Annotated in this window: 23 protein-coding genes; 8 read left to right on the top strand and 15 right to left on the bottom strand. The window is 39.3% G+C overall.

The window, feature by feature from the left end; translation table 11 throughout:
* Window positions 1-467 precede the first annotated feature (467 nt).
* Window positions 468-1,586: a Gfo/Idh/MocA family protein gene (locus tag EA772_RS16225; protein ID WP_124914127.1), complete on the top strand. Its 1,119-nt coding sequence runs from the start codon at window positions 468-470 to the stop codon at window positions 1,584-1,586.
* A 787-nt stretch (window positions 1,587-2,373) separates the two neighbouring features.
* Here EA772_RS16225 and EA772_RS16220 read toward each other — a convergent pair.
* From EA772_RS16220 to EA772_RS16185, 8 genes are all read right to left on the bottom strand, one after another.
* On the bottom strand, window positions 2,374-2,640 hold the full coding sequence (locus EA772_RS16220; RefSeq protein WP_124914126.1) for a helix-turn-helix domain-containing protein: 267 nt from the start codon (window positions 2,638-2,640) through the stop codon (window positions 2,374-2,376).
* 354 nt (window positions 2,641-2,994) lie between these two features.
* Window positions 2,995-3,795 (bottom strand): PRTRC system ThiF family protein, encoded by an 801-nt coding sequence (locus EA772_RS16215; RefSeq protein ID WP_124914125.1) that lies wholly within the window; start codon window positions 3,793-3,795, stop codon window positions 2,995-2,997.
* Entirely contained in the window at window positions 3,792-4,502 is a 711-nt protein-coding gene (locus EA772_RS16210) for a PRTRC system protein B (protein ID WP_168187583.1), read from the bottom strand. Before EA772_RS16210 ends, EA772_RS16215 begins: the two co-directional genes overlap by 4 nt.
* Window positions 4,486-5,598, bottom strand: coding sequence for a hypothetical protein (locus tag EA772_RS16205; RefSeq protein WP_124914123.1), 1,113 nt, complete (start codon window positions 5,596-5,598; stop codon window positions 4,486-4,488). The genes EA772_RS16210 and EA772_RS16205 overlap by 17 nt, the downstream gene beginning before the upstream one ends.
* Window positions 5,599-5,647: 49 nt before the next feature.
* Window positions 5,648-5,866, bottom strand: coding sequence for a PRTRC system protein C (locus EA772_RS16200; RefSeq protein ID WP_124914122.1), 219 nt, complete (start codon window positions 5,864-5,866; stop codon window positions 5,648-5,650).
* A gap of 17 nt (window positions 5,867-5,883) precedes the next feature.
* Window positions 5,884-6,420, bottom strand: a complete 537-nt coding sequence (locus tag EA772_RS16195) for a PRTRC system protein E (RefSeq protein ID WP_124914121.1) — start codon at window positions 6,418-6,420, stop codon at window positions 5,884-5,886.
* Between the two features lie 255 nt (window positions 6,421-6,675).
* A complete protein-coding gene (locus EA772_RS16190; protein WP_124914120.1) occupies window positions 6,676-7,761 on the bottom strand; it encodes a DUF932 domain-containing protein in 1,086 nt (361 codons plus the stop codon).
* 37 nt (window positions 7,762-7,798) lie between these two features.
* A complete protein-coding gene (locus tag EA772_RS16185; protein ID WP_124914119.1) occupies window positions 7,799-8,209 on the bottom strand; it encodes a single-stranded DNA-binding protein in 411 nt (136 codons plus the stop codon).
* A gap of 826 nt (window positions 8,210-9,035) precedes the next feature.
* Here EA772_RS16185 and EA772_RS16180 point away from each other — a divergent pair.
* Window positions 9,036-9,698, top strand: coding sequence for a DUF429 domain-containing protein (locus EA772_RS16180; protein WP_168187582.1), 663 nt, complete (start codon window positions 9,036-9,038; stop codon window positions 9,696-9,698).
* A gap of 211 nt (window positions 9,699-9,909) precedes the next feature.
* Here EA772_RS16180 and EA772_RS16175 read toward each other — a convergent pair whose 3' ends face one another.
* Window positions 9,910-10,389: a hypothetical protein gene (locus EA772_RS16175; RefSeq protein ID WP_124914117.1), complete on the bottom strand. Its 480-nt coding sequence runs from the start codon at window positions 10,387-10,389 to the stop codon at window positions 9,910-9,912.
* A gap of 341 nt (window positions 10,390-10,730) precedes the next feature.
* Window positions 10,731-12,698, bottom strand: a complete 1,968-nt coding sequence (locus EA772_RS16170; protein WP_124914116.1) for an ATP-binding protein — start codon at window positions 12,696-12,698, stop codon at window positions 10,731-10,733.
* Between the two features lie 264 nt (window positions 12,699-12,962).
* Here EA772_RS16170 and EA772_RS16165 point away from each other — a divergent pair, with 264 nt between their 5' ends.
* From EA772_RS16165 to EA772_RS16160, 3 genes are all read left to right on the top strand, one after another.
* Window positions 12,963-13,196 carry a hypothetical protein gene (locus tag EA772_RS16165; RefSeq protein ID WP_124914115.1) on the top strand — a complete coding sequence of 78 codons (234 nt, stop codon included), beginning with the start codon at window positions 12,963-12,965 and terminating at the stop codon, window positions 13,194-13,196.
* Window positions 13,197-13,235: 39 nt separating this feature from the next.
* Window positions 13,236-13,388, top strand: coding sequence for a hypothetical protein (locus EA772_RS22130; RefSeq protein ID WP_158549862.1), 153 nt, complete (start codon window positions 13,236-13,238; stop codon window positions 13,386-13,388).
* Between the two features lie 317 nt (window positions 13,389-13,705).
* Window positions 13,706-14,416: a class I SAM-dependent methyltransferase gene (locus EA772_RS16160; RefSeq protein ID WP_124914114.1), complete on the top strand. Its 711-nt coding sequence runs from the start codon at window positions 13,706-13,708 to the stop codon at window positions 14,414-14,416.
* 49 nt (window positions 14,417-14,465) lie between these two features.
* Here EA772_RS16160 and EA772_RS16155 read toward each other — a convergent pair whose 3' ends face one another.
* The gene (locus EA772_RS16155; protein ID WP_124914113.1) at window positions 14,466-15,236 is read right to left on the bottom strand and encodes an NIPSNAP family protein; all 771 of its coding nucleotides are present in this window, start codon (window positions 15,234-15,236) and stop codon (window positions 14,466-14,468) included.
* A gap of 348 nt (window positions 15,237-15,584) precedes the next feature.
* Here EA772_RS16155 and EA772_RS16150 point away from each other — a divergent pair, with 348 nt between their 5' ends.
* Window positions 15,585-16,178, top strand: a complete 594-nt coding sequence (locus EA772_RS16150; RefSeq protein ID WP_124914112.1) for an RNA polymerase sigma factor — start codon at window positions 15,585-15,587, stop codon at window positions 16,176-16,178.
* Window positions 16,179-16,278: 100 nt separating this feature from the next.
* On the opposite strand, the gene EA772_RS16145 is transcribed toward EA772_RS16150, so the two are convergent.
* A complete protein-coding gene (locus EA772_RS16145; RefSeq protein ID WP_124914111.1) occupies window positions 16,279-16,641 on the bottom strand; it encodes a response regulator transcription factor in 363 nt (120 codons plus the stop codon).
* Window positions 16,642-17,415: 774 nt separating this feature from the next.
* Here EA772_RS16145 and EA772_RS16140 point away from each other — a divergent pair.
* On the top strand, window positions 17,416-17,787 hold the full coding sequence (locus EA772_RS16140; RefSeq protein ID WP_124914110.1) for a response regulator: 372 nt from the start codon (window positions 17,416-17,418) through the stop codon (window positions 17,785-17,787).
* 213 nt (window positions 17,788-18,000) lie between these two features.
* Here EA772_RS16140 and EA772_RS16135 read toward each other — a convergent pair whose 3' ends face one another.
* Both EA772_RS16135 and EA772_RS16130 read right to left on the bottom strand, forming a co-directional pair.
* Window positions 18,001-18,756, bottom strand: coding sequence for a DNA-formamidopyrimidine glycosylase family protein (locus EA772_RS16135; RefSeq protein WP_124914109.1), 756 nt, complete (start codon window positions 18,754-18,756; stop codon window positions 18,001-18,003).
* Between the two features lie 1,804 nt (window positions 18,757-20,560).
* Window positions 20,561-21,391 (bottom strand): LCP family protein, encoded by an 831-nt coding sequence (locus EA772_RS16130; protein ID WP_124914108.1) that lies wholly within the window; start codon window positions 21,389-21,391, stop codon window positions 20,561-20,563.
* A gap of 1,062 nt (window positions 21,392-22,453) precedes the next feature.
* Between EA772_RS16130 and EA772_RS16125 the strand changes: the two genes are divergently transcribed.
* Window positions 22,454-22,960: an RNA polymerase sigma factor gene (locus tag EA772_RS16125; protein ID WP_124914107.1), complete on the top strand. Its 507-nt coding sequence runs from the start codon at window positions 22,454-22,456 to the stop codon at window positions 22,958-22,960.
* Window positions 22,961-23,293: 333 nt separating this feature from the next.
* Here EA772_RS16125 and EA772_RS16120 read toward each other — a convergent pair whose 3' ends face one another.
* Entirely contained in the window at window positions 23,294-24,727 is a 1,434-nt protein-coding gene (locus EA772_RS16120) for a DNA/RNA non-specific endonuclease (protein ID WP_246833965.1), read from the bottom strand.
* Between the last annotated feature and the right edge of the window lie 280 nt (window positions 24,728-25,007).

Below are 25,007 nucleotides of genomic sequence, written 5' to 3'. Positions count from 1 at the left end.
TAATAAATCTTTCTTCCCAGGAGGTATGCCATGACTCCAGTTTTCCCGCGAAATCCCAAGACAGCCCAAAGCACATCGTAAATATATATAGCGATTGGAACGATTGCTCTAGTTGCATTTCTGCTCATCGAAAGAAATTTATATTCATCTTATCTAAATAACTTACTGAAGATGAGACAGATATACCTATATAATGAAGCATTTATTTTTCATTCAAAAATGGTAGACAACTTTAGATTACCCGACAAATAGGCAATGCCTTCAATTAATTTTGTCGTAAAAAGATTGCCAACAGATAAAATAAAATGAACAAGATCCTGTTATGTTGGAAATAATAACAATCGAACGTGAAATCATAAATACGCCTACTGAAATAAACGAAATTGGAATTTTTAAAATTTCATATAATGAACGAAGGTCAAACCATATCTTTATATAATTAGATCCATCCTTAATTAGTGCTGACTATGAATACCAGAAGAGATTTTTTACGAAATATAGGTGCATCAGCCTTGATGCTGCAATTGAATTCATTAACAACATTTGCTGATTCTTCAGATCATCATGAACAGCCATACCAAGGAAAAGTATTGAGGGTTGCTATCATGGGATTGGGCGGATATGGCACCCGCGTCGCTGAAGCGATGAAAGACTGCACTAAAGCTAAGCTGGTGGGTGTTATCAGCGGCACTCCTTCTAAAATTAAGGACTGGCAAGCGAAATACAATATCCCTGAAAAAAATTGCTACAATTACGACAACTTCGATCAGGTTAAAAACAATCCGGATATTGATGCGATTTATGTGATTACACCAAATGCATTGCATCATAGTCAGGTAATCCGTGTAGCCAATGCCGGAAAACATGCGATATGCGAAAAACCCATGGCGCTAAATGCAAGAGAGGGAAAAGAAATGATAGACGCCTGCAAAAAAGCAGATGTAAAATTGCTGGTTGGCTACAGGATGCATTTTGAGCCACGCACATTGGAAGTGATTCGGATGCGAAACGCAGGAGAATTTGGTAAGGTGATGTTTTTCCAGGGGCAATGTGGTTTTAAAGCAGGAGACCCTAAACAGTGGCGTTTAAACAAAGCGCTAGCGGGAGGAGGATCAATGATGGATATTGGAATCTATGCCCTTAATGGAGCGAGGTATATGGTGGGTGAAGAGCCGGTTTGGGTGACCGCTCAGGAAACTAAAACCGATCCCGTAAAATTTAAAGAAGGTGTTGATGAAACCATACAGTTTCAACTCGGTTTCGCCAGTGGTGCTGTAGCATCCTGTTTATCCAGCTACAATATCAATCATCTGGATAGATTTTTTCTGAGTGGTGACAAAGGATTCGCAGAAATGCAGCCCTCAACCGGTTATGGTCCAATACTAGGAAGGACACATCAGGGAGAACTTACGCAACCAGTAACCATTCACCAAACGGTACAAATGGACGAAATGGCTGACATTATCCTTACCAATAAAAAGCCGGTAGTTCCTGTGAACGGTGAAGAAGCTTTGAAAGACCTTAAAATTATCGATGCCATTTACCAGGCGGTGAAAACAGGAAAAAAACTTTCCCTGACTAACTAAAGAAAGTTTATTAATCGACTTGCCTAGCCTTCTTTAAAACGCTATAGTTTTGACGGATTGCTGCGTAACATCACAGCTTTCTGTAAAATTCAATTAATGGTAATAAAGATTTATTCTTATGCTACTACTATCTGCTGGGCCATAAAAAAATATTTCATCTCATTTGCCACTTTCTTCTGTATAAACTTCAAATAAATCTACGTTGTTTTAGTTACGATTTGGTTGCAAAATGTTTGATATATATTGCCCCATAATGACCTATCTTAAAAAACAAAACCCCCTAAATTCACCATTTAGAGGGTTTTTGATACAATCTGTATCTGTATTCGTCGGGATGGCAGGACGACATATTATTCCATAACCTACACATTTACAAATACTTGTAACACCTTTAAATTTCTTGGTTACTAATTGGTTGCTTTTATTTTTTACTGTTTTTAAACCAAATTTCAATAAAAATTATGCTCTTCAAAAGCGAAAAATATGCTGTTTTAGTAAGTTAAAAATATCAAAATTTTCTTCAACAAACAAATCACAATCACCCCTAACGATGCAATTATCATGAAGAGAATTTAGGAAAGGAGATCTTAGTTGATTCTGAATTAGTTAACTTTTCTTCAAGATATCTAGACATACCGTCAGCTAAGAATGCGATAAAAGGTTCATCAGATGATTCGTCTCACACTTGATAATTTTCTCGATATACATTTTGATATAGTCAATATTTAGAATTTGAGAAAAGATTGGTGGACAATCATAAAGTAACCAGATTAATAGATTGCTCATGTTATCTATTGTCCATCAGTACAGCAATATCCTCATACTTATAATACATCAACCCACCAATTCTCGTATACCGCAATGTTCCGTTTTGCCTATATGTACTTAGCGTTCCTTTAGAGATTGATAAAAGTTGACAGACCTCATAACTTTTCAACCACTGTTTATTTACCGAAAGTTTTTGGCCGTGAAACCTGATCCTATTTAACTCTGCAAAGATCTCCTCTTTTAGCTTTTCTATATCAGCTTTGGTCACAATTTGTGAAATGTCCATATCATCTATCTTTTAAATTCTGTATAAAAGTAATAATGATAAACAGCCTCAAAATTTATAGACCGAATTGGGCTCAATTGAGCCCAAATTGAACTGACTATGGCCTGGCGAATAATGACAACTGACAGCCTGACATGAACCGATTGATTGAAAATTATTAAAAGATTAAAGAAATTTACAAATTTGATAATTATTTTCATAAATAATTTATAATCAATATTTAAGGTAATCTAACCTAAACAATAGATGAAACTTATTTATTATGGAGTCTGTTCAATACTGCATCTGAACAGCCGAGTGTTTGCAGAACACGAGGCTTCGGGCCGTCCAGTGGACGGCCAAATTTTAAATGAATTAGATTGGGATAGGTTGGGTTCGGTAATCCGCAAGATTTAAAAAAAATCCTCTACTCATAAGCATTCCCTCTTTAAACATTTTCCATAGTAAAGATGCCCCGATGTTGACAAGTGCGGAGTTAATAAAAAGGTCTTGTTTTTCTAAGGCCTCCGCTAAAGAGCAACTCGGTGTGGGATCGTTATCCTCTGACTCCTCTAATAATGACGAATACTCCTTGCGCCATGAGGGCAATACCCCAACTGTATTAAATTCTTTGGATTCTGGCTGCGCTATCTCACCTATGGTTGAAAGCAGAACCTGCCCTGTTTCTTTGCTATTCCCAAAATCAAGAAGGTATAAATTACTATCCCGTTGTGCGCTTTTGCGCTCGGCAGCACAAAGCAATGCCTCAATATTGATTCGGGATTCAACCGTATCCACACAGCAAACCGTAATATTCGCCATTCGATTTTCACAAAGTTTCTTGTCGGTGTGCTCAAACCTTTGGGGAACTGCTTTCCAATTTGTACCAAAAAACCTGTTAATGCGGTTAATCAGCACCACGGCTTTGTTCAGTCCGATCTCTTGAGAGGTAAACAATTGCCTGGCGAGATTAGCCTGTTGGACAACATCATCATCAAAAACATTCACCTGTAATCCTGCATGACCAAGCGCAATCAATGCCTGATTGATTCGGGCGAGGGCAGTCAGCATCTGACTACCTGTTCCTCCTGCCCCGATCAGATTCACAGAAACAGGATTGGTCGGACTAATTAAGTATGGGTAAACAATATGCACCCTTTTCTTTGCTGCATTCATCTAATAATATCCTTTAATAATTTTGGAAACTTTTTTAACTGCCTTAGGGGAAATGGATTTTCTGTATTGATTTGCTGTTGCCAAAGCTCAATGATGTTACCTTTTACAGGAGAAACGCCTTGCAGTAAATGACTGAAAGCTGAACCAAAGTAAAGCTTCTCCCAATGCAACATAAAGAAATCAAGGTCAACATTTAAAGAAAATTTAATATCAACATTTCCCATGCAAATCCTGCCATCTGAGTAAATATTAAAAAACGGTGCTTGATACAGTGTGGTTTCTAAAGTGGGTCGATCATTATTGGCCAAAGCCCATAGGGACAAACCATTTTTTGATGCTTTCCAAAGCAAAGGAGGTACACGAGTTTCTCCATCAGAAATTCCCAAATCGCTTTTAAAGATCAGATGCCTTTTCATCTCCGGGGTATACCAAATGACAATACCATCCCCGCTCCTGTCAATATACAACACCCGATCGGATATCAGTCCCGCTGTACAAAGAAAACCGTCCGCATTTTCCTGCTTTGATTTCATCGATTCGGATAGTGCGTTACTTTCCCTTTGCGACAAAGGGTGTGCGTTAATTGGTCTGCCAAATGCATCCATATCATAGGATTCCACATAAAGGTGATCCTTTTCGTTTTGATAAAAAGGCAAAGCCTTGAAAGGCATATAGCTTTGTGAAAATAAATCAGTGATGTTTTTCATGTGCGAAGTCATATAGGTTATCGGATAAATCGTTGAGCAGATCAAAAAATTCTTGCTCATAACTCATGTTATGCGAGATTTGATTTTGCGGTTTATCAAATAGCTGTATACTCATCGGCTCATCGATCTCATTATATTCCTGCAGTTCGCAATTGACTGTTTCCATCAACTGATCATACAAACAATCTTCACCACTCCAAATAAACGAAAGGTAATGCTCAGCGGTAATCCTCCCTTCTCCATCAATACGGTTTAGATCATCCGGAATACTGTCCAAAATGGAGCGGCCTGGGTAAATATTAATTAGGGTAGATACACGGTAAGCAATAGCTTTCAGATTATCTTCGGTTTTTGTTGTCGGGTAAAATTTGCTTACCCGATCATCCAATAAAGCCAACTGATCTTTATCGCTTAAAGATTTAAGTAAATTGCTTGATTCCCTTTTTATCAATTGAATATGATCTATTACATGCTGATAATCTTTAGGATATTCGCAAATTTCTTTATCGCTATACCATTCATTAATCATTTGATAAACATCGTAGAGATAACTGCTGTTCTCTCCAAAATATGGAATGCCACCAATCTGATAAAAATAGCAAAGTACTGATAGTAAAAGCTGTGCCGCTGGCTTTCGGTCCCTTTGTTGAAGCAAAAAATGCAACGGTTCAATAGGCAGGTAGTAAAGTGTTGTTTTGGTATCAAAAAATTTTGTAATAGCAAGGGTTGGAAGATTGAACTCCCGTGTAATTACAAGCACATTGGCATCGTGATCAATTTCACCGATTTGCTGCTGCAGGTCCGCAACCAACTTTGCCACATTCTGCGGATATATGAGATGTTCATAGTCCAACAGTTTTATCCCATAGAGATCACAGAGGTTTCGGGCAGCACACAAAATACTATTCGCTACTTTACTACCTGCATTGATTGCCTTTGAGTAACCATTTACCAGTGGCGCAAAAGAGTGGCTTAAAAAACCATTTCCACTAGCGTCGGTGGTGCGCTTTTTCGCTCGTGGCTTATCACTTCCGAGAGATCGGCTCTTTTGTTTAAGGATTGGGCGAACTGCCCTAACATTTGATGTAGCCGCCATGCTTTGCTGTAAGATTTGATCCTGATACATTTTGCTTTTCCTTTCATGATTATCCCTTCGTTCCAAGAGTGGTAATAAATCTATATTCTATTTCATCCCCCTTAATCTCCGGGCCTTCAATCTTAGCTGTGGTCAGGATGGGGTATGTACCCGAATAAAAGTTCATGACTTCTTCGGGAGTCATTTTGTTGGAAGGATCAGAAAGCCTGACCTCATTATCTCTGTCCTTAAAACTAAATACTCTTGGTAATACGCTAGCTGTTAACATAATAAATGTCGTTATTTCTACAATAAGGTTAGTTGTTTCAATCTCCACTCCAGGTCAATCCTGAGTTTTTCAATCTCTGCCTTTTTATCGGGATAATCTTCTACAGCGGGAATCATAACTACAGCTTCTGCATATTTACAGGCTGCATTGAGTACATTTATTTCTTTCAGAATATCCTCAAACTTTGGCTTATTAGAAATCATTTCCGCAGGCTTTAGCTTTTCTGTATTCACAGTTTGCTTTTCGGCTTTGGGTTTAACGACTATTTTTGACTTTGCTTCTTCAAGCCCCTTGTTGTAGGCGGAAATATTGACAAACAGCGACCTAGTTTCCGCAACAGGTTGAATTAAGCCGTCGAGAATCCCCTCGTCAATCTCCTGCGCTGTGCCTTTAAAAACCATTGGAGGTAATTGATTATTTTTAAGACTATCCCTATCCTGCGATTTCAATACCACAGAAACGATCAGTTCATTTCCTGAGGAAAAGTTCACGTTGATTACCCATGCGCCTGCATCATGCAAACGCTGTAATGCTTGAAAAAAATTAGTTCTCATCGTCTTTGTTTGATTAAATAAGTTCCCCTTCGCTTAGAAGTTCGCACCTCATATCCGTTATTTTCAATAATGCTTTTAATAATATGCTCGGCGTGTCTGATACGCACGGCATCCCCTCCCGACATTTGAAGGAAGTCTAAATTGGAAAAAAAACGGAGTGATCTGGAGATTTCCTGTAAAGCTTTTCTTTCGGTGGTTTCGGCCAATATACTCATGATGTTTTATTTATGGGGCGGCATGACCGCCCCTTGTGAATTAGTTGAACTGAAAAGAAATGTTATCGTTTGTGCCTAGGTCTAAACAAAGATCAAAAGCTACCTGTCCCCTCTGCTTGGCTGTCCCTTCAATGATGGATTTGAATTTAGCTTCATTGTCTTTAAACTTGCGCATGTTCTGAAAATAACCCGTCACCGCATTGTATGCCCCAAACAAAGTGCCTTTGGTGGTATCAAGCAATTGTGAAGCATCGTTCATAGCGTAATCAAACACATCATCCACCATATTTTTATACGCGCTTGAGGTTTCATCAACTGTACCATTGCGCAGCTTATCCAATACTTCCTTATTTGGTGCCATTGCCAACTGCACTAATTTTTTCACTTCAGTATCACTGATGCGCACCTTTGCCCAATGATTGAAAATCTGCTGCACTTCATCTCCGATCCTCCCCGAAATACCCATAAGTGTATGGGCTTGTTTCAATCTTTCGCCTGCGCCCGAAGAATGGCGGATTCGTATGGAACTTGTAGAAGAACGCAATGCAGCGTTCAAAGTATTGTTACAAACGATCCTCACAGGCGTAAAAGCAGCGGTAATACTGCCAAATCCATCATGTGAAGTAGTCAGGAATAAATATTGTTCAATGAGATCATCCTTTCCCACTTTGATATAAGAAGGAAGCTTTGCCGTGATAAAAATCCGTTCGCCTTTGCCCAAAGCACCTGCTGTTTCATACAGGATGCCCTCGCCACCGCCAACAATGCTATCAAAAAAAGTGAAAGCATCACGGTTCTGCACCACGCCGTAATCCTTGCCCACTACCCCCAAAACCGTGTCGGAATCAGTGCGCACCGTGGCAAAGTAATTAGAAACGGGAATGTCAGAAGAAGCCCCGAACAAAATCGCATCGGGATCGGGTTCATTAAGCAAGCGCAGGTTTGCACTATCGACAGTAAACAGGGGGCGTTTCTCCACTGAATAGTCAAGCCCCGCAAATTGCAGCGCTTCTGCTGCCGTTGGATAGTCTTCCACAATAGTTCCCAATCCATGCCATGCTTTTTCCCGTACCGAGAAAAAGCTGTGTCTGTCTGTTCTTTGGTTATAAGCTAAATTGTGTGCCATAATCGTATCGTCTAAAAATTAAAGAATCAGTTAAAAGTTAAAATGGCAGATCCTCATCAATGCCTTTAAAAGTTGAATTAGCTTGTGCTGCAGCAATCGTTTCCACTTCCTTCGCCACCACGTTCGGCAGCTCTCCACTACGGGCAGTACCGCCCAATAACTTAATTTCCGAAGTGTGAAACGTGAGCGACGCTTTGGCTTCATTATTCCCACTCATGTAGGCGTTCACACCGATACGCCCGTAAAGCTGCACCCAACCTCCTTTTTTCAGGTACTCCGCAATCCCCGTATTCAGCCAATATGAGCAGTCAATAAAAGTGGTGATCTTCTTTTGCTCCCCGCCAGAACGAAATGTGTCATTGATTGCAATAGAAAAGCCTACAACCTTTCTGTCTTCGCTTACTGTTCTAACCACTGCATCAGCGGTCAATCTTCCTGTGATTTCCATCGTTAAAAAATTAAGTTTTACATTTTTTTAGTTCCTTTCCCTTTCCCAAAAAATCTTTTCAAAAGAAAAAACGGAAAAAAAGAAAGTCCGGAAAAACGGGTGCAAAGCACGCGAAGTGCTATAAGTCCCGGAGGGTGATCAAGGCGAAGCCTCGATCATTATGCGCACGCAGCAAGCGGAGCGCCCGAAATTCACGGCCTTTTTATCCGTTTCGTTGAAAATTTTATATGCGTTATTCCGGCAACACGCCTGTATTCAACTCAGCCAGACCTAAGTCCAAACAAATGTGACCGCTCATTAATTATCCGCCTTAACTAACCGCACACATCAGTCCATACAGACCGGGCCGTCGCCTGCCCCTGCGCTTTCATATATTGATATCATCTCAACTTCACAGGATTTTCCGCTCCTCGCAGAATAATGCTTCATTCCCAAATGTCAAAGATCCAATTGACCACGGTTAAAGCAGCTTGTGCTATTACCTCCGATAGGCCTATATCTAACTAGCAGCGAAATCAGCTAACTAAGTGTCTCGACACAAACCTATTCACGAATTGAATGATTGAAAATTTTTGAACTATATTGGGCTATATTGAACTGTAAATGAACTCAATATGAACTCGGATATTTTAATATTCAGGATTATATGATTAATTAAACCTTTAAAAAAGAAAAAGCTATCTGCGGAATTGTTGGAAATCCAATATTCTCAGCCTGATGTTAACAATACGAGTGCTGGGTAGCATCGATCAGTAGTTTTGAAATCTGAGGACTTTTTTATGTTATATTTACCGTCACAAACAATCTATAAATTTCGATTGGCACTTTGGTTACAGATAATAAAGCAATTCTGGAAAGACTCATTAAATTAAACAACTCGGCAGTTGTTGGGATTGATTTAACAGGATCAGAAAATAAAGCTTCAGGATGGGCAGTCATTCAGAATGGAGATGTGAGTACGAGAAAAATCTTCAAGAATGATGAGCTGATTGAAGAAACTGTAAAGATGAATCCTGGAATTATTGCGATTGACTCTCCCCTCTCACTGCCAAGAGGTCGGATTTCAGTCTATGATGATGATCCTGGAAGGCAGATTTATGGGATCACAAGGGCTTGTGAACGTGAGATGTTAAAAAAAGGAATCAGATCTTATCCGCCATTGATCCAAAGTATGCAAAAGCTTACCTTAAGAGGCATTAACTTAGCAGGCGAGTTCAGGATATTGGGCTATCAAGTGATAGAAAGCTTTCCAGGCGGCGTTCAGGACATACTTGGTCTTCCCAGGAAACAGAAAGATCTTAAGCAATTGGTAACAGGGCTTGCTGAGATGGGTCTGAAGGGCGCATTTTCCAAAGCCCGGATCAGCCATGATGAGATTGATGCTATAAGTGCTGCACTTGGTGGACTTTTCTTTGTCGCTGGAGAATATGAAGCGGTTGGAGATCATGAAGAAGGCTGTGTGATACTCCCAAATGTTAAACACAGCTAAGCTATGTGTAGTGTCAGAAGTGAACGTTAAATACAAAATTTTAGCAACAAAACGATAATGGTTGCTGGTCAACTTTCCTGAACTGATCAAGATGTGATGGACCCGCTATTATATGAGGAAAATATGTCTTTGGCATACTCAGAAAAGCATACTCATATTTGCGAACACGAAAAATTTGTCTGGATAAAGCAAACTTAAAATCAGCTGACTTTTACACCGAACGCAGTTCCTTCTTTGCTTTCACTTCAAGCTTATAAGTGAAGTCTTCCGCGAAATTATAACTGTACACCGTTAAATTCATAGCAATATCCTGTTGGAAAATCAGCTTCACATGCTTACAGAAAATAGATTGGAAGGTTCTCAGGTTCACCTGAGGTTTGCAAACAACGGAGATTTCATTATCTGATTTCTTTTCCACCGTACTGATGATACCTGGCCAGCGTTCCTTGATCCGAAGCGGAACTGAATCATAATGATATTGTTGAATAAAAGTACCTGCTGCCTGGATGAAACCGTTTGGCAACACTTCACCCGACAATTGCCGCCATACCCCATTTAGCCTGGAAAAACGGGCGAGCAATACATTTTCATCACGCACACACCACAGGTCATCACCCGGGTTCTGAAAAAGTATAAAGTGGCGGAAGTTTCCATAAATATCCTTGAAGTGGTAATCGAGTGCTATCATCATGTTTGGTGTACGAAATTAGGAATCCCTCGGAAAGTGATCAATATTTTCTATCCACAATTTGTTGGCAAAAAACTGAGGAGATGTGCACATACATGCTAGTCACCTGAGAATGACATTTTTATTGAATCAATCAATTCTGCCGTGTTAGGCGCCATTTAGGAATTATCTAAACCAAACAGTGCATACTTCGTACGGTAGTTATCAGCAAATACTTCAGTATATTAACCAACTTAGGATCAGCCAGACGAAATCAAATCTTGGTACAACTACAACCGATTTAAGCGTCTACAATTTCTTTAGCATCCAAACACAACTGTTTTTGTTCAAGATCAGCCAGATGATCACAAAGGAAGTTCCAGTGTAAATGCAGATCCTTTATTGATCGTGCTTTCCACAATAATTCGTCCCTGATGAAGCTCAGCAATCTCTTTGCATAAGTAAAGACCGATGCCAAAGCCAGCGATAGACCCAAGCTGTGGGTTTTTGATCCTATAGTACCGTTCAAATATCTGCTCCTGGTCTGCTTCACTAATGCCCATTCCCTTATCCTCAACCGTGATGCTCACCCTTTCATTGATGATGCTGGAGGATGATATGGTTATAGCGGTATTCATAGGGGAATATTTAACCGCATTGCCTATCAGATTGTGGAGCACCTGTGCGATTTTTTCCCTGTCCGCGTTTAGCTCTACGGATTCTACCTTTTCGAAAAAAATCTGGTGAGTGTGAATGATGGAAAGCGTTTCTTCTTCAAGCTCCTTCATTAATAATCCCAGATCAAAAGGCGTTTTGTTAACAAGCATTCTTCCCGAATCGAGACGTGAGATATTTAGAAAACTGTTAATCATAGCTGTCATATTACGTACCTGCCTGGTCGACTTTTCAATAATATTTTGCTGTGTGGTATTACCTGTGAGCATTGCGGTATGCTGCATCAGTTGGAGGTAGGCATTCAGGGAGGTTAACGGGGTTTTCAGCTCATGGCTAACCATGCCCATAAAGTCATCTTTGCGCTGTTCATCCTTTTTCTGCTCAGTGATATCCCTCAAAGTGCCGTTCAAAGTGGCTTTTCCATTGTGATTATAAAACACCTTTCCGATTGCCTGGACTAGCCTGCCTTTGGGGTCACCCGGATGATAAATACGGTATTCAATAAAATAATGCCCGTCACTGCTATTGAAAGATTGTGTGATGGCTTCTGCTACCCGCACTCTGTCTTCCTCGAAAATAGCAGAAACAGCAGTCTCCAACTCCATATTGTTTTCGCCAGACAGACCAAACCAGGATTTTAAAAGATCGTTGCCTGAAAATTGGTTGGTCTCCGGTTCATAGTAGAATGTAGCCAGTTCGCCGGCGACGGTAGCCATGGTAAGCATCTGTTGATCTTTTTCACTGGCACGGCGATCCAATACCTGCTGGGTGATCTCATCCAGGATGACCAAAACTCCCGTAACTTTTCCATCTGAGGAAAATACAGGTTGGTAAATCGAATTGACAATAGCCTCACGTAAACCATCCTTATCTAGTAACCTCACCAGAAATTCATCGTTTTTACGTCTTTTGCCTGTCTCAAACACTTCCGTTAGCCATCTGTTGACAGGTTGTCCAATCAGCTCGGGGCGGGCAACAGCGTGCGGGAGCCCCTTCACTTCAGAAAGTTTACGCCCCCAAATTTTAAGAATCGCCGGATTAGCGATTTCAATAATATGCTCCGGTCCTTCAAGTACGGCGATGCCTACCGGAGCTTGTTCGATAATCGTTTTCACATGCTCGCGGCTCTCCCCTAACAATTTTAATGACCTGTTCAAATCCTCATTAGTCGAACTAAGTTCTTCCATCGTAGTGGCCATCTCTTCAATCAGCGCCTGCTCATTTTCTTCTTTATGCTGAATTTTCTGCAAATACTCCCTTCTTGAAGTGACTTTTCGGGCGGTATTTAAAATACACCAGGTTTTGCCCTTCTCATCCCGAAGTGCCCTGTATTCGTAGTCGTAAAAATCCAATGTGGATATGCCATTCTTCAAAACCCGGACCGGTGCATCCTTTACTGAATAGGTTTCACCTGAATGCCATACCTTCTGCAGCAGTGCAAAAAAAGGCTGGTCCTCAAGTTCAGGCAGCGCCTCCATTAAAGGTTTGCCTATCACCGCGGCAGTTTTGCCCCAGACCCCCAGCATGCCTTCATTCGCAAAATGGATGATCATATCTTCACTGGAGTAAATGGCTGTAGCTTCGGGAGAATAGGAAAGGGCCTGGATAATCAGCTCAAGGCTAAACCCCGCATCCGGAAATTGTTTGTCAGTATTCATTCAGAATCCAAACATAAAAAAAATGGTTGAAACTTCGTAGTGGCCGAACTTTTTGCGAATAGGAATCAGAGCGGACTTACCCTACAATTGAATCAGAAAGCATCACTCCCTAACCAGAATCACTCTCATGGCTATCTTTGCATGAAGGCGCATCTAAATTTCTTTAAAGTCCTGTCCTACAAACTGATCATGTCAACAGTATTAGGTTTTTAACAAACCTTTTTGAGTCATTTATGTCTAACTAATACAGAAAAGATAACTGATATGGAAAATAATAAATCAAAAGAAGAAATAATTCAGGAACTTAAGGAATTTCATGAAGGTGTCGCTAACAATCCTGCAAAAAACTACGATAGCAATGAGGTGGATGACACCATAAGTGATCTTGATGAACAAATCAGTGGCAGTGATGCAGACAGTGACCAGTCACTTAATCCCACATCTGACGAAGCTGAAAAGCAGAAACAAAGCAAAGGAAGTGATGCTGCAAAAGCTTAAGTAGCAAATTGACAAATAGACGAACTAAAAAACATACCTATGTCTACTCAAAAAAAAACCAAGAAATCAGAAGATCGTCCAAAACCAGATGCGCAACAGAAAGCTAAACCAGCCGCAGCTGGCAAGGACACGAAAAGTAATACCTCCACAAAGGAAGCCAAATTTGAGAATCCAAAAGATGATCCAGCCTGACGCTGCATCAATCAGTCGGAAAGTAGGATTATTCCACCTTCCAACGGATGCATTCCTTTCCGTCTGAGCATGAAAAATGATTAAATGCTTCAGCTGAAACTGCTGAAACTTATTAAATAATCAATAAATCAAACGAATGTCTGTACCTGGCTTGTATCCACTTTAAATACATATAATAGTCAAATCCGACCCCACAACACCCACAAATAAGCCATAAGATTGCCTACTAAAAACCATTCCATCATTGTGGAGTTGAATCAGCAACATTCTTAAACTTTGATGCCTTGCTTTTTGTTGCTCCTAATATGCCTATCACTATGAAACTATCATCTCTTCTTTTTTCAATTTACCTTTTAACAGCTGTTCAGATCACCGTTGCACAGGAACAGTCTACATACACTTTTAAAAAACCCTCGGCAAACGGAACCGGCAAAGTTTATATGGGTAGAGAGATTGCCCATGTGATGAGCTTTGAGGGAGTGGAATGGCTAGAGCGGAACAGCCGGGTAAAAGAAGAAAACACCAATTTGGCGGTGGTTTCCCTGCCGCTGAAAAATAACAGCATTGTAGCAGACATTGGTGCGGGATCCGGCTTTTACACTTTTAGGGTTGCGCAGCGGATTCCAAAAGGAAAAATATATGCGGTAGAAATCCAGGATGAGGCAATCACCTTTCTCAAAAAAAAGGCATCCGATGACCGCTATGCCAATGTAACAGTGATAAAAGGTAACGAACAATCACCAAATTTACCAGCCAACTCCATAGATTTGGCCTTCATGGTGGATGTTTATCATGAACTGCAATATCCTGCAGCATACCTGAGTGCATTAAAAAAAGCACTCAAGCCCAATGGCCAGCTACTATTGCTAGAATATAAAGCGGAAGATCCCGCGGTAGCCATCAAACCTGAACACAAAATGAGCGTCACACAAGTCAAAAAAGAACTCTCGGCTAATGGCTTTAAGCTCGTCAAAAATGGCACTTTTCTACCCCTACAGCATTTTTTGCTATTTGAAAAAACTGACTAAATGCAGGTTAACTTATTACTGCAGGAAAGATAAACCATTATCATAAAACTTAAATATCAGAATAATCGGCGGGATACAAGAACAAGGTTACATTTTTTGAAACGTTATGCTGATACTGTGGCAGACCACTAATTTTTTTGTATTCAGGACCAAAAGCCGCCCAGTGACTATCCCGATCCGCCTTATTGTTGAATGTCGTTAAATACATTAAGTTGGGCATTTTACTTCCTGAAATGACCTGCCCGTAAAAAACAGCGTTAAAATTCAACTTTGAAAAAATGTCGACTTCATAATCATTAAACATTCCAATTTTGTTAAGAGAAAGATCTTCGGTCGAAGCTTCATAACTTCTTAATTCATAAACCCGTTCATTTTTAGGCGTAGTAAGTTTTGGAAGCGCATATTCCGGCATCGCAGCGAAAGCCTTCAGTAAGATAGATTCGATACGGGTATACGGTGCATCGTTATATGGTGCCTCCAGATACGGTTTTCCACTTTCAACATAAGCTCCATCTTTGCTCATCGAAACTTGGGTTTTATCCAAATCAATCAGCTTTTTAAGCGGTATAAATACATAGATAACCCTGTCTGAAGTATCCTGAAGGATCGGCTTAAAAACACCGACATCCTTAATGCCTGAGCGGTGCAAAGCCGGCAGATAGGCCGATTTTAAATAAGCATCAATTGTATTTTCCTGCGCAGCAGTTTTAAAATGATAGATCTTAATCTGATAATAATAGGCCGGCTTGACAGCAAAAACATGTGTTGTCAAAAGAATTAAAGCAACTGTAGAAAGCAATATTTTATTTAGGGAAGACATCAAGATATATTTGGTTTAAATGAACTATTCCATCTTTGTGAAATAGGGTGTAATCAAATTTAGCATTATCCTAAGTTAAAAAACATTTTTACAAAATTGATACTCCTTGATAATGTATCAGATTTTACCATCTAGAACAGCATATGCAAAGACTGTATATTAGCATTAATGTAAATCCAGTACGATTTCAAAACTTAGCATCACATTTATGGATTGTGTCATTGGAAAACAAAAATATGACTATCAGTATTAAAGGTTCCCGAAGCGGTTTTGTGGATAGCGCATAGCTCACAGGAATATTCCAAACATAATATTGTTGTATATTGTTAAAAGGGAAATTAGCATTTCATGTCCCCTGCTCCCAATATTATTTTTCTTAACCCATCTGTATCCAAGGCCGAACGGGAACTCATCACGGGCTTGAAGCTCGGTGAGGTGTCCGCTTTCAACCAGCTTTACAACATGTATGCCTCTAACCTGTTGGGGGTCCTGACACAGATCGTTAAACAGAAGGAAACTGCAGAAGATCTTTTGCAGGATTGTTTTACGAAGATCAGCCAAAACATTTCTCGTTATGATCCAAATAAATCCAGGCTTTTCACATGGATTTTGAATATTGCCAGAAACGGCGCAATTGATCACATCAGAAAGCGCTCGTCGCAAAATCAAAAATACACCTACGAGCTTGAAAGTGTATGCAATGAAATTGAAAACTGCTTCACTCAAAGCATGAATACCGATACGATAGGCATGAAAAAAATTGTGGCATCTCTGTCGCCAAAACAAAAGAAAATTGTTGACCTGATTTATTTTCAGGGATACACCCATACAGAAGTTGCTCAAGAACTGGAAATTCCTTTAGGCAGCGTGAAGACCTCTCTTAGAAATGCAGTGGTTAAACTTCGCAGGATTTATTGTGCTACTCAAAATTGGGCGGCATAGCTACGATAATTATTTGAATCTATTTTGATTTATCAAAGTTTCTTATTATTCGGGAAGGTTCTTTTCATCCTATCATCTGCCCTATTTTTAAAACCCGTATTTATCTTAGAATTTGAGCATTTACTTTAATTAAAAGGTCATTTACATCGAATGGTTTTGCTACAAAATCATCGGCCATACATGCACTTTGAACATCAGCAGAACTTCTTGCAGCGCTCATCATTACAACAGGTAAATGTCTGGTGAACTTATTCGTCTTCAATAAATCACATACCGTTAAGCCACTTCCATCAGGCAGCATGATGTCCAAAAGAAATATGTCAACATTGAGATTGTACATTTCTGGCAGCATAGCTTCAACGCAGCTATAACCAAATACATCATAATTTTCATCAGTAAAAAGAAAATGCAGAACATCCATTATTCCCTCATTATCCTCCAACACACATATCCGCTTCTTCATAATTAATTCTGCAACTTATTGTTATCCTGCATTATGAACAAAAAAATCCATATTTGTTTAGATCCAAATACATTAAAAAGTAGTCAAGAAAGAGATGAGAAGCGACAACATCCATTGAACGATCTAAATTCATACCTATTTCCCTAAAAACCGCTATTTTAGAAATTGGACAAGTTGAATTACCAGATGTACAATGCGTATTTTTGACTGACAGAAATCAGTAATAAGAGATGATAAAACACCTTTAAAACAAGATTACATATTGATCGGCAGGCTGAAAGCAAACCGTGACCCCAAAAGATCTTAAAGCACTTCCAATCGCGAGTTTGGAAGGCTATCAACCCTTTATCGTCTGACAGACTCGACTGTGATTGTAGGATTTTTTCACTTCTTCTGCAATCTTCTTTGCTTTTACTATTTCCTGCTCATCTGATGAGCGATTTTAAAAAAGAATCAGTTCATTAAAAATCAGGATTTGTAGCAATAGTGGTTTCACCCGAATCTCCATTAATATTTTTTCCCACATGAGTAACAACAGCCTCAAATGTTTTCCTAAACGGATTTACTCCCGCTGCACTCGCTTTCTTTGTGCTACGATCCTTTCTTTAAGTGTGACAAAATATGTTCTGTAATTCGCTAAGTTTTATTCGTTATTTACTTATATTACAACCTGTGGGAATTTGCTTAGTATAAAACTAGAATTACCTATTGGATTTAGGGTGGTAAACCTTAACGCCCCCCATAGGCTAAATAATCTTATCTTTGCATCGACTTATGAAAAGAATAATAATTGTAGAAGATGATGAGGCAATCTCAGAAGCGACCACGTTGGCATTAGAAATGAGCGGCCATGAAGTTGTCGTAACGAATGAAGTAGATTCGCTGTTTCAATTGATTTACAAATTTGGGCCTGATATAATTCTGATGGATTATAGTATAGGAAATGCAAACGGAAGAAAGCTTTGCGAAGAAATAAAGCTTGAACTTAAATATGATAACATTAAAATCTTGTTATTTTCTGCTGCTGTAAGTGATGAAAGTGAATTTAGAAATCCATTATTCAAGTACTTTGACGGATTTGTTCCAAAACCATACGATCTTGAAGATCTTCTGTCCAAAATTGATGGACAATATGAAGTGAACTAATTTAAATATCATTCTCAATTTTTAGCTTCATTTGCTAAAGGTACAAAATGAAAAGGCTTTTTTGCATCTGATTTAAAGCTTAACAGCATGAAACTAAATTCCATAATAGATCCTAATTAGTTACTTATACTGCGGTATTTAAAAACACTGGCATACCTGGACGTCACCCATTTTTGAACCACTCATCAAGTTGTCTTACTTCTGTAGCTGTTATTACCTGTACTCCTTCTGGCCCGCAACGTAATACGATTTCCTGCTCCCTTTATTATCGACAATTATCGTCTCTCCATTTCTCGTCTGATCTGTTTTAGGTAAATGAATTTTCATAAACTCCCGGTTCTCACCAGTGATGTAGTCAGGGTTGGCCTTACTGATTTTATCAATCGCGTCCTGCAATACATCAATCATTGACCTATACAATTTATTTGCTGGCACTTTGTTGGCTACCGAATGTGGAGCGATACAAGCATCATAAAGGATTTCATCAGCATAAGCGTTGCCAATACCTCTTATTGACTTTTGGTCGAGCAATACGGTTTTTATATCGCTCTTTTTCTTGATTAGCAACTCAGCAAATTGCCTTTGCGTCATGTCCAATGCATCCGGCACTGTCGATTCCTGTGGATTTAATATGGGGCGAGCCTGAGTTTGAAAATCAGTAAGGTAAAGCGATTCCTTCCCAAAATTTAAATGGAAGATTGGAAACTTCGGCGGATCTCCATCGACTATCCTCAACTCGCCATGCAACATCAAATGGAGACCGAGCATCATATTGCCAATCTTAATTCGCAACTCCTTTCCTTCTCTGGTAACTGACTTCACTTTCTGAGCTACAAGCGCACCAAACAATTCTTCTTCAGTAGCCAATGTTTTTCTGGATATGTGAAGTTCCAGAGATTTGACAATTTTGCCTTCAAGTTTTTTCATTAGGTTTTTCGCCATTACGGCTAAGTCTGGGAGTTCTGGCATAATCACAAATCTACGGAAAAACCAAAGTGTATACCATTGTCTTGTGAATAGCTTTTACGAACTTGTTTATGAAATAGTTACATTGATTCCTTACGTTAGGGTAACCAAGCATCGAGCAATAGCTTAGCTACTAGGTACGGCTCGCTCATCCTGTGTGCTTGGTATTACTATGAAAATTCACCTCTTACCCATCCTTATCCGGCAGCATATATGGTGGCAAATAGGATTTGACTATTAACTGGCAAACATCAATTCAACCCAACCTCCTAGGGTCGACCTTGTTGAACGTTAAGATTTTGTAATCGTTGATGGTTTAACGCAAGACTTCCATTCGATATTTGGGATCCAGAAGAACCTACTAAAATAATCATACATTCCAACATGCTTTATTGCTTATGGACGATTAAAAAATAAGATGGTCGTGATAATGCTAACGTAGATTTGAAAGGTCCAAATGAAGTGAATTATGCGGCGCAGCAGGCCCTCATCATCCAAAGGGATTATAAAAATATCCAAAGGCAGCCGAAGCATCATCACAAATGCTATTGCAAATTACATCAAACAACCTAAGTATCAGGCATTGTCCCATTGGCTAAGATATCACGTGAACAAAACATTGCTGAATTTGATGCACAGTTTTATACCTCAAGGAAGCATAAGTAATGCCGGTTAACATTTTTGCGCTTCAAAATATCACAATTATTTAAATTGATACATCAAAGTAAATAACATAACTTTGAAACGTTGATCATAAAATTTGTTTAGTTTATCGATCATCTAAGGGTTACCATTCTTGGTGGCCCTTTCTTAATAGAATTTTCGTTTGATTAATAATAAGGTGGGCTGTCTTAAGATGGCTTTTTTTTAACAGAAAAAGTTTTCATTTTGCGTTATTTGTTTGCTGAATGCAGGCACTGCATTCAGATTGCGTAATGGCGGTTAGAAATGGATGCTGGAACTCCCCAGTTTATTTTATCAGCTCAATGGATGATTACATGCCCTTCGGATACTTAGTCATCAATCTCATTCATTTTTTTATAGGGTATTTATACTTACAACATCTTCACTACATTTACTATAACCTTAAACTAGTGGGATGACATTTACTAGTGGTGTTGTACCTTGCCATGGATGTGGCAAGGTATATACTTAATATACTTATGTATGAGTATTGGTTTTACTGCCAATATTATATAATATTGCAACAGACAATGCTGTCTTGAGAATCAATGGATGACGAGTCTCATTCTTTCGCGATGAAAGTCAATCCCCTGTTATTAACTTAACAGGGGATATTTACAACTCACTTACCAGGCCAAAGCGGTTGAACAACTATTCTATCTTTTTTTTACGAACAAAAATTATCCCAGTGAGTTATTTTTACGCCGCCGTCATGAACGGCATGTTAATTAATGAATGAAGGGCGGTTAAAGACGGATGTTTTTAATCGCTTGTTTTTTGTCCAGATAAATAGCTGACATCACAAACTATCTGGTGGTAAATACTTATTAAATAGACAGTTAATATCATTCCACTTCGCTCTTTCAAGTCAAGCGGTGGTTTCCACTAATCTGGTATTTACAGGGAGACAAATTAATTAGGATGTACGCATGACATTGTCTTCAAAATACTGGGTCTAACAAATTACCATTTAAATACATCTACAATATGGATTAACTGGTGATGGAAAGATCGATAAGGTCGAGCTGTATTCTGTAATGGTTATTTGTAAAGGAATGGCCCAGACTGTAATTTGAATTAAATGCGATACGTTTCTGGGTAGCATGATCAGCATTTGGTTGCACTAGTTTATCATACTATTCAATTCAACTGAAGCTTTCCTAAAATCTTTTAATTTTAAAACCAACCCGACATTTGGAATCCTTTCATTAGTGTAGGCCTGATAGTTTGGAAAAATTTGGGATTTTGGTATTTTGGGTTTGTTTAAAAATGTCTTGCAAATATCCCAGAAAACCGAAATACTAATATCTGTATCAATCAATGACCATAAATCATAAAAATATCTCGCTGCCTGGGTTTTATGTTGCATAGCAAAATTTAATACTGCTTTGATCACATCTTTTTGTCTTTCAACTCTTGATTGATCATTATACATGGTTCCGGCAACTCTTACCCTCGCGTATGCTAGTGCCTGGTCACCAGTCATTTTTATGTTCCCAGTTCTCGTCAACGGCAAAAGTGATATTCCTTTCAATGATGCTTGCTCATCGATATAACGATTAACATATTGATGGATACCCTTATCAATGTGCAAATTCACTCCGCCAAATTTATCGATTACGTCTGCTGTATTACGAAAGTCTGTTATTATAGTCTGAGATAGATTTGTTTTAAAATTTGCATTGATAGTGCTCAGCAATAAATCTTTTCCCCCCAGTCGATACGTTGCATTTAATTTTCCATTGCCATATCCTTTGATGTAGACATAAGTGTCTCTCAAAATTGATGTGAGCTTTATTTCATTTTCTTTAACGGTTATGACCATTATTACATCTGCATTTCCTCGCTTGCCTTGCTCCCTAGAATCCGATCCAATTAAAAGTATTTGACTTGCAAATGATTGCACTGTATAATAGATTAAAAACACCGTGAGAAATAAAAATTTTTGAGGCATGATATACTAATGTTTAAATACAACTTGGGGATTCAAAAATAAACACAACATGTTACCTGTTATATAGCCTTTTTCAGCTACATGTAGTTACTGTAATGCGCTAAACAAATCACAGTTAACTTCATGTAGCCATTTAAGTCTCCAGGTAGACAAAGCATCTTTTTCTAAAACCTCAACCAAACTAAGTAATTAGTGAAGCGCTGGATGAGGTGGATGTTTATTCCGGTTGCGTTTCCTGTTAGATCGAACCTGATACAGGTTGGTAGTTTTATTAACTTTTTTATTTTTGCCGGATGAAACTAAAAATTTCAAACTATCCGGTTTTTTATATATTTATTTCCATATCCTTAGTCACGGTTTTTACTTGTTTGATCGGCTTGTATGCCCCCTTTGTGAAAAGGACGATCACAAAAACAGAGCTAAAAGAACAGTGTAATGGATCTGCAAAATGCAAAAGTCTTTATAAGCTGATGCGCTATGAAGTTATAGAATGACTCCAAACAAACCCCAAATATTCTTATTGTAATACCATGTCACCATTCAAAGCAGGTATATTTGAAGGCGTAACAATTGGCCTGGTTTCGTTCATTGGTATCAAGTTATCACCGACCCGTTAGTTTATAGCGGTTATTTACTTAAAGATTATCTATTAATTTGGCATCTGTGGTGTTATTTTCTTAAATCTCTAATGGATACGGAGGACCTCTTCGTATTCCGTACTATGACAGGCTCATTCTTACCATCTTAATAATCAGGTCTTCAGTTTAATATCACGCTTTCTTTTTTCAGTTGGGCTCATCCCGCGTGATCCTACGGTTAAATAGATTTGAGATCCATATCGATTCTCACTGAAAAACTCTTTTGAATAAGCTTTTAAAGATCCAGGAGTAGACTGGTAAGTGTAGATCATCCCATTTCAGCAAACCCCATACTGAGAGTGGACTTTAATCATTCCATCTTATTTTTCATCTGTAGTAAATCCGATAGTTATACTGTTTTTTCAAATGATGCCAAACCATTATTGAACTTATTCGTTCAAATAAAACCTTAAATCTACTAGCCATGGATCAATCAGAATTCTCACATATGATTAGTAAATACTCCAAACATTTATACGATCATGCATTGAAGTTCACCAATGATGAAGACGATGCCAAGGATTTAGTTCAAGAAACGTTAATCAAAGGAATGAGGTTTTGCAATAACTTTGATCGAGGCACAAACCTTCGTGGCTGGCTTTATGTGATTATGAAAAATACCTTCATCAACGAATTCAGAAAAGCTGCAAAAACAAAAAAACTCATCACTACAGATGATGAAATCAGTGATGCCAACCTGACTAAAAGCGCCGCCACAAATACCGCCAATTCTACTTTTGCTATGGAAGATATCAATAGAGCGATGGCGTCAATTAAACCGGAATACAGCATTCCTTTTCAGCTCTATTTTGAAGGATATAAATACGAAGAAATAGCTGAGCAGCTGGATATACCACTAGGAACAGTAAAAACTCATATCCACCAGGCGCGCCAAGGGCTTCAAAAGTACCTTGCATTGTACAGGAGATAGACAAACCCAAACAATTAGCTCTCGATGCGTAAACATTCAAGACCCATTTATATTCGCCTTATTTATAGAGTTGGTATATTTTAGCCTACATCCCCAGTTAGCGCATTCAACTTCGATTTGTTCTTACGGGATTATAATTTTGGCAAAGTGCTTGGTTAAATGGAAGATTCGACTCAACCTTTCTTACCGTCAAAGACAATAAAAAGGCGTAGCCCTTATTCAAATTTCCTTCAGGAAGTACTAATAAAAATGGGGGAAGCTTTTGACATTCCCCCATTTTTATATTTATTAGTTATTGTTACTCGGATCAATTAATTCCGTTCAATAGGTTGATTAGTTCCCACTATCTTTCACCTTCTCTACCACGTCCTGGATGTTTTGTGATAAGTTGGAGAGCAGGTTGTAACCTGTTGCAGCTTCAATGTCGCGAACGGAAACAATATAATCTTTCCAGCTCGCACTGGTGCTGTTAATGTTAGGTGTATTGATGGCAATTACCCGCGTGGAAGATGTCACCCGGCTTAAATCGTTATCGCCTGTTTTTAAAAGTACCGCCACCTTCCAAACGTTTGCCGGAACCGTTACTTTTCCATTGTTAATGCTATTCACTACCGATGCACTCGCTGAACCAATGCCACCGGTACCATAACTGCCCATGATCACATAAACCTCATAACCGTTCAATGCCTGGCCACGAAGGTAACTTTCGAAAGACTCCCAGGTTTTCTGGTTGTTGTTTGGAGCCTGAGGGATCATATTGGTCATTAGAAAAGTTGCTGAGTTAGCGGTACTGGAACTGGTACGGTCGCCACTCGGACAATTGTGCCCCCTATCGAAACCTGAGCCTGAATAGCTGTTGCTTTGCACCTGGTACCAGTTGGCTGGCAGGCCGGTGAATGCAGCGAAATCATCTTTTCTGCTTGCGGCACCATTGAAGTTATTTGGATCTAAGTGCCAGCTTACCCAGTTTGGAATGCCACGGGTCATGCTGTAACTTTCTACATAATATTTCTGATCGATCAGGTAGTTCTCCGCTGAAACCACTGTCGCCATCGCACCTGAAGGATTGCCAAATAATAGATTTGAATTGTCTCCACCTGCCGGGGGCGCATCTGCACCTGCTTCGGGTGTTCCTCTTCCGGGTGTTGGATTGGTGGAGTTTCCATTATCCACAGGATCGGTATCTGGTGCACCTACCGTAATACCCGGATCGCCAGCGCCCTTGAAAATAATGTCATCGATGTTGATCCTGGTGGTGCCTGCCTTCTTAATCTGGAAACGGATTTTACCGGTGCTGCTCACTTTGAACGAATCGGTTACTAAAGTCGTACTGGTTTCGCCAATATCTGAACCGAGCTGAGCATAGGTTTTACCACCATCCGTGGAGGCCAGAAGCTGCCAGGTAGAATTCGCGTCTGTGCCGTATTTGGCATGAGACACATAGATCATTTTCGCACCCGCTACGTCAAAATTCATAGACAGGTAGCCTGTTCTCAACCTGACAGATTTTGCACCATTTTTAGCATCTGCAGCAAGGTTGCCGATAAGGGCATCACTCATGGTCCATTTTCCGGTTAACAGCTGAACACTGTCTAAAGCATAGGCTCCTTTCGTACCCGATTCGAACGTTTCAGTAATGGCATAGGCCGTAGGTGCTTTTGGTGGCGTGACAGGTGTTTCTTCTTCAACCGCTGTTTTTTTTGAACAAGCCGATAGCGACAGGATTCCAACGAACCCCGAATAGATAAGGATGTTTTTAAATGTCATTTTTTTAAATGTCTTAGGGTATGCACTATTCAGATCTTTTAAAATGAAATGCGAAGGTATAAAGAAATGGCGATTGCAAGGTTATATTATTGCTAACAATTCGGGAGGGGCTCCTGCGCTTATAAGGGTTTTAAAAGGCAGCTCTAAGGCTGATTGATTAGTAACCCAATTAAAGTTTCGATAGAACCTGATTCAGCGCTATTGGTCAAACAACAGTTGGAGAATCTGTGTTTATTTTCAAAAATCGTTACAGTAACATTTAGACCAGCAGGCTAGCGTG

Source organism: Pedobacter sp. G11 (assembly GCF_003860265.1).
GTDB classification, from domain to species: Bacteria; Bacteroidota; Bacteroidia; order Sphingobacteriales; family Sphingobacteriaceae; genus Pedobacter; species Pedobacter agri.
This window is presented reverse-complemented; position numbering and strand designations above follow the sequence as displayed.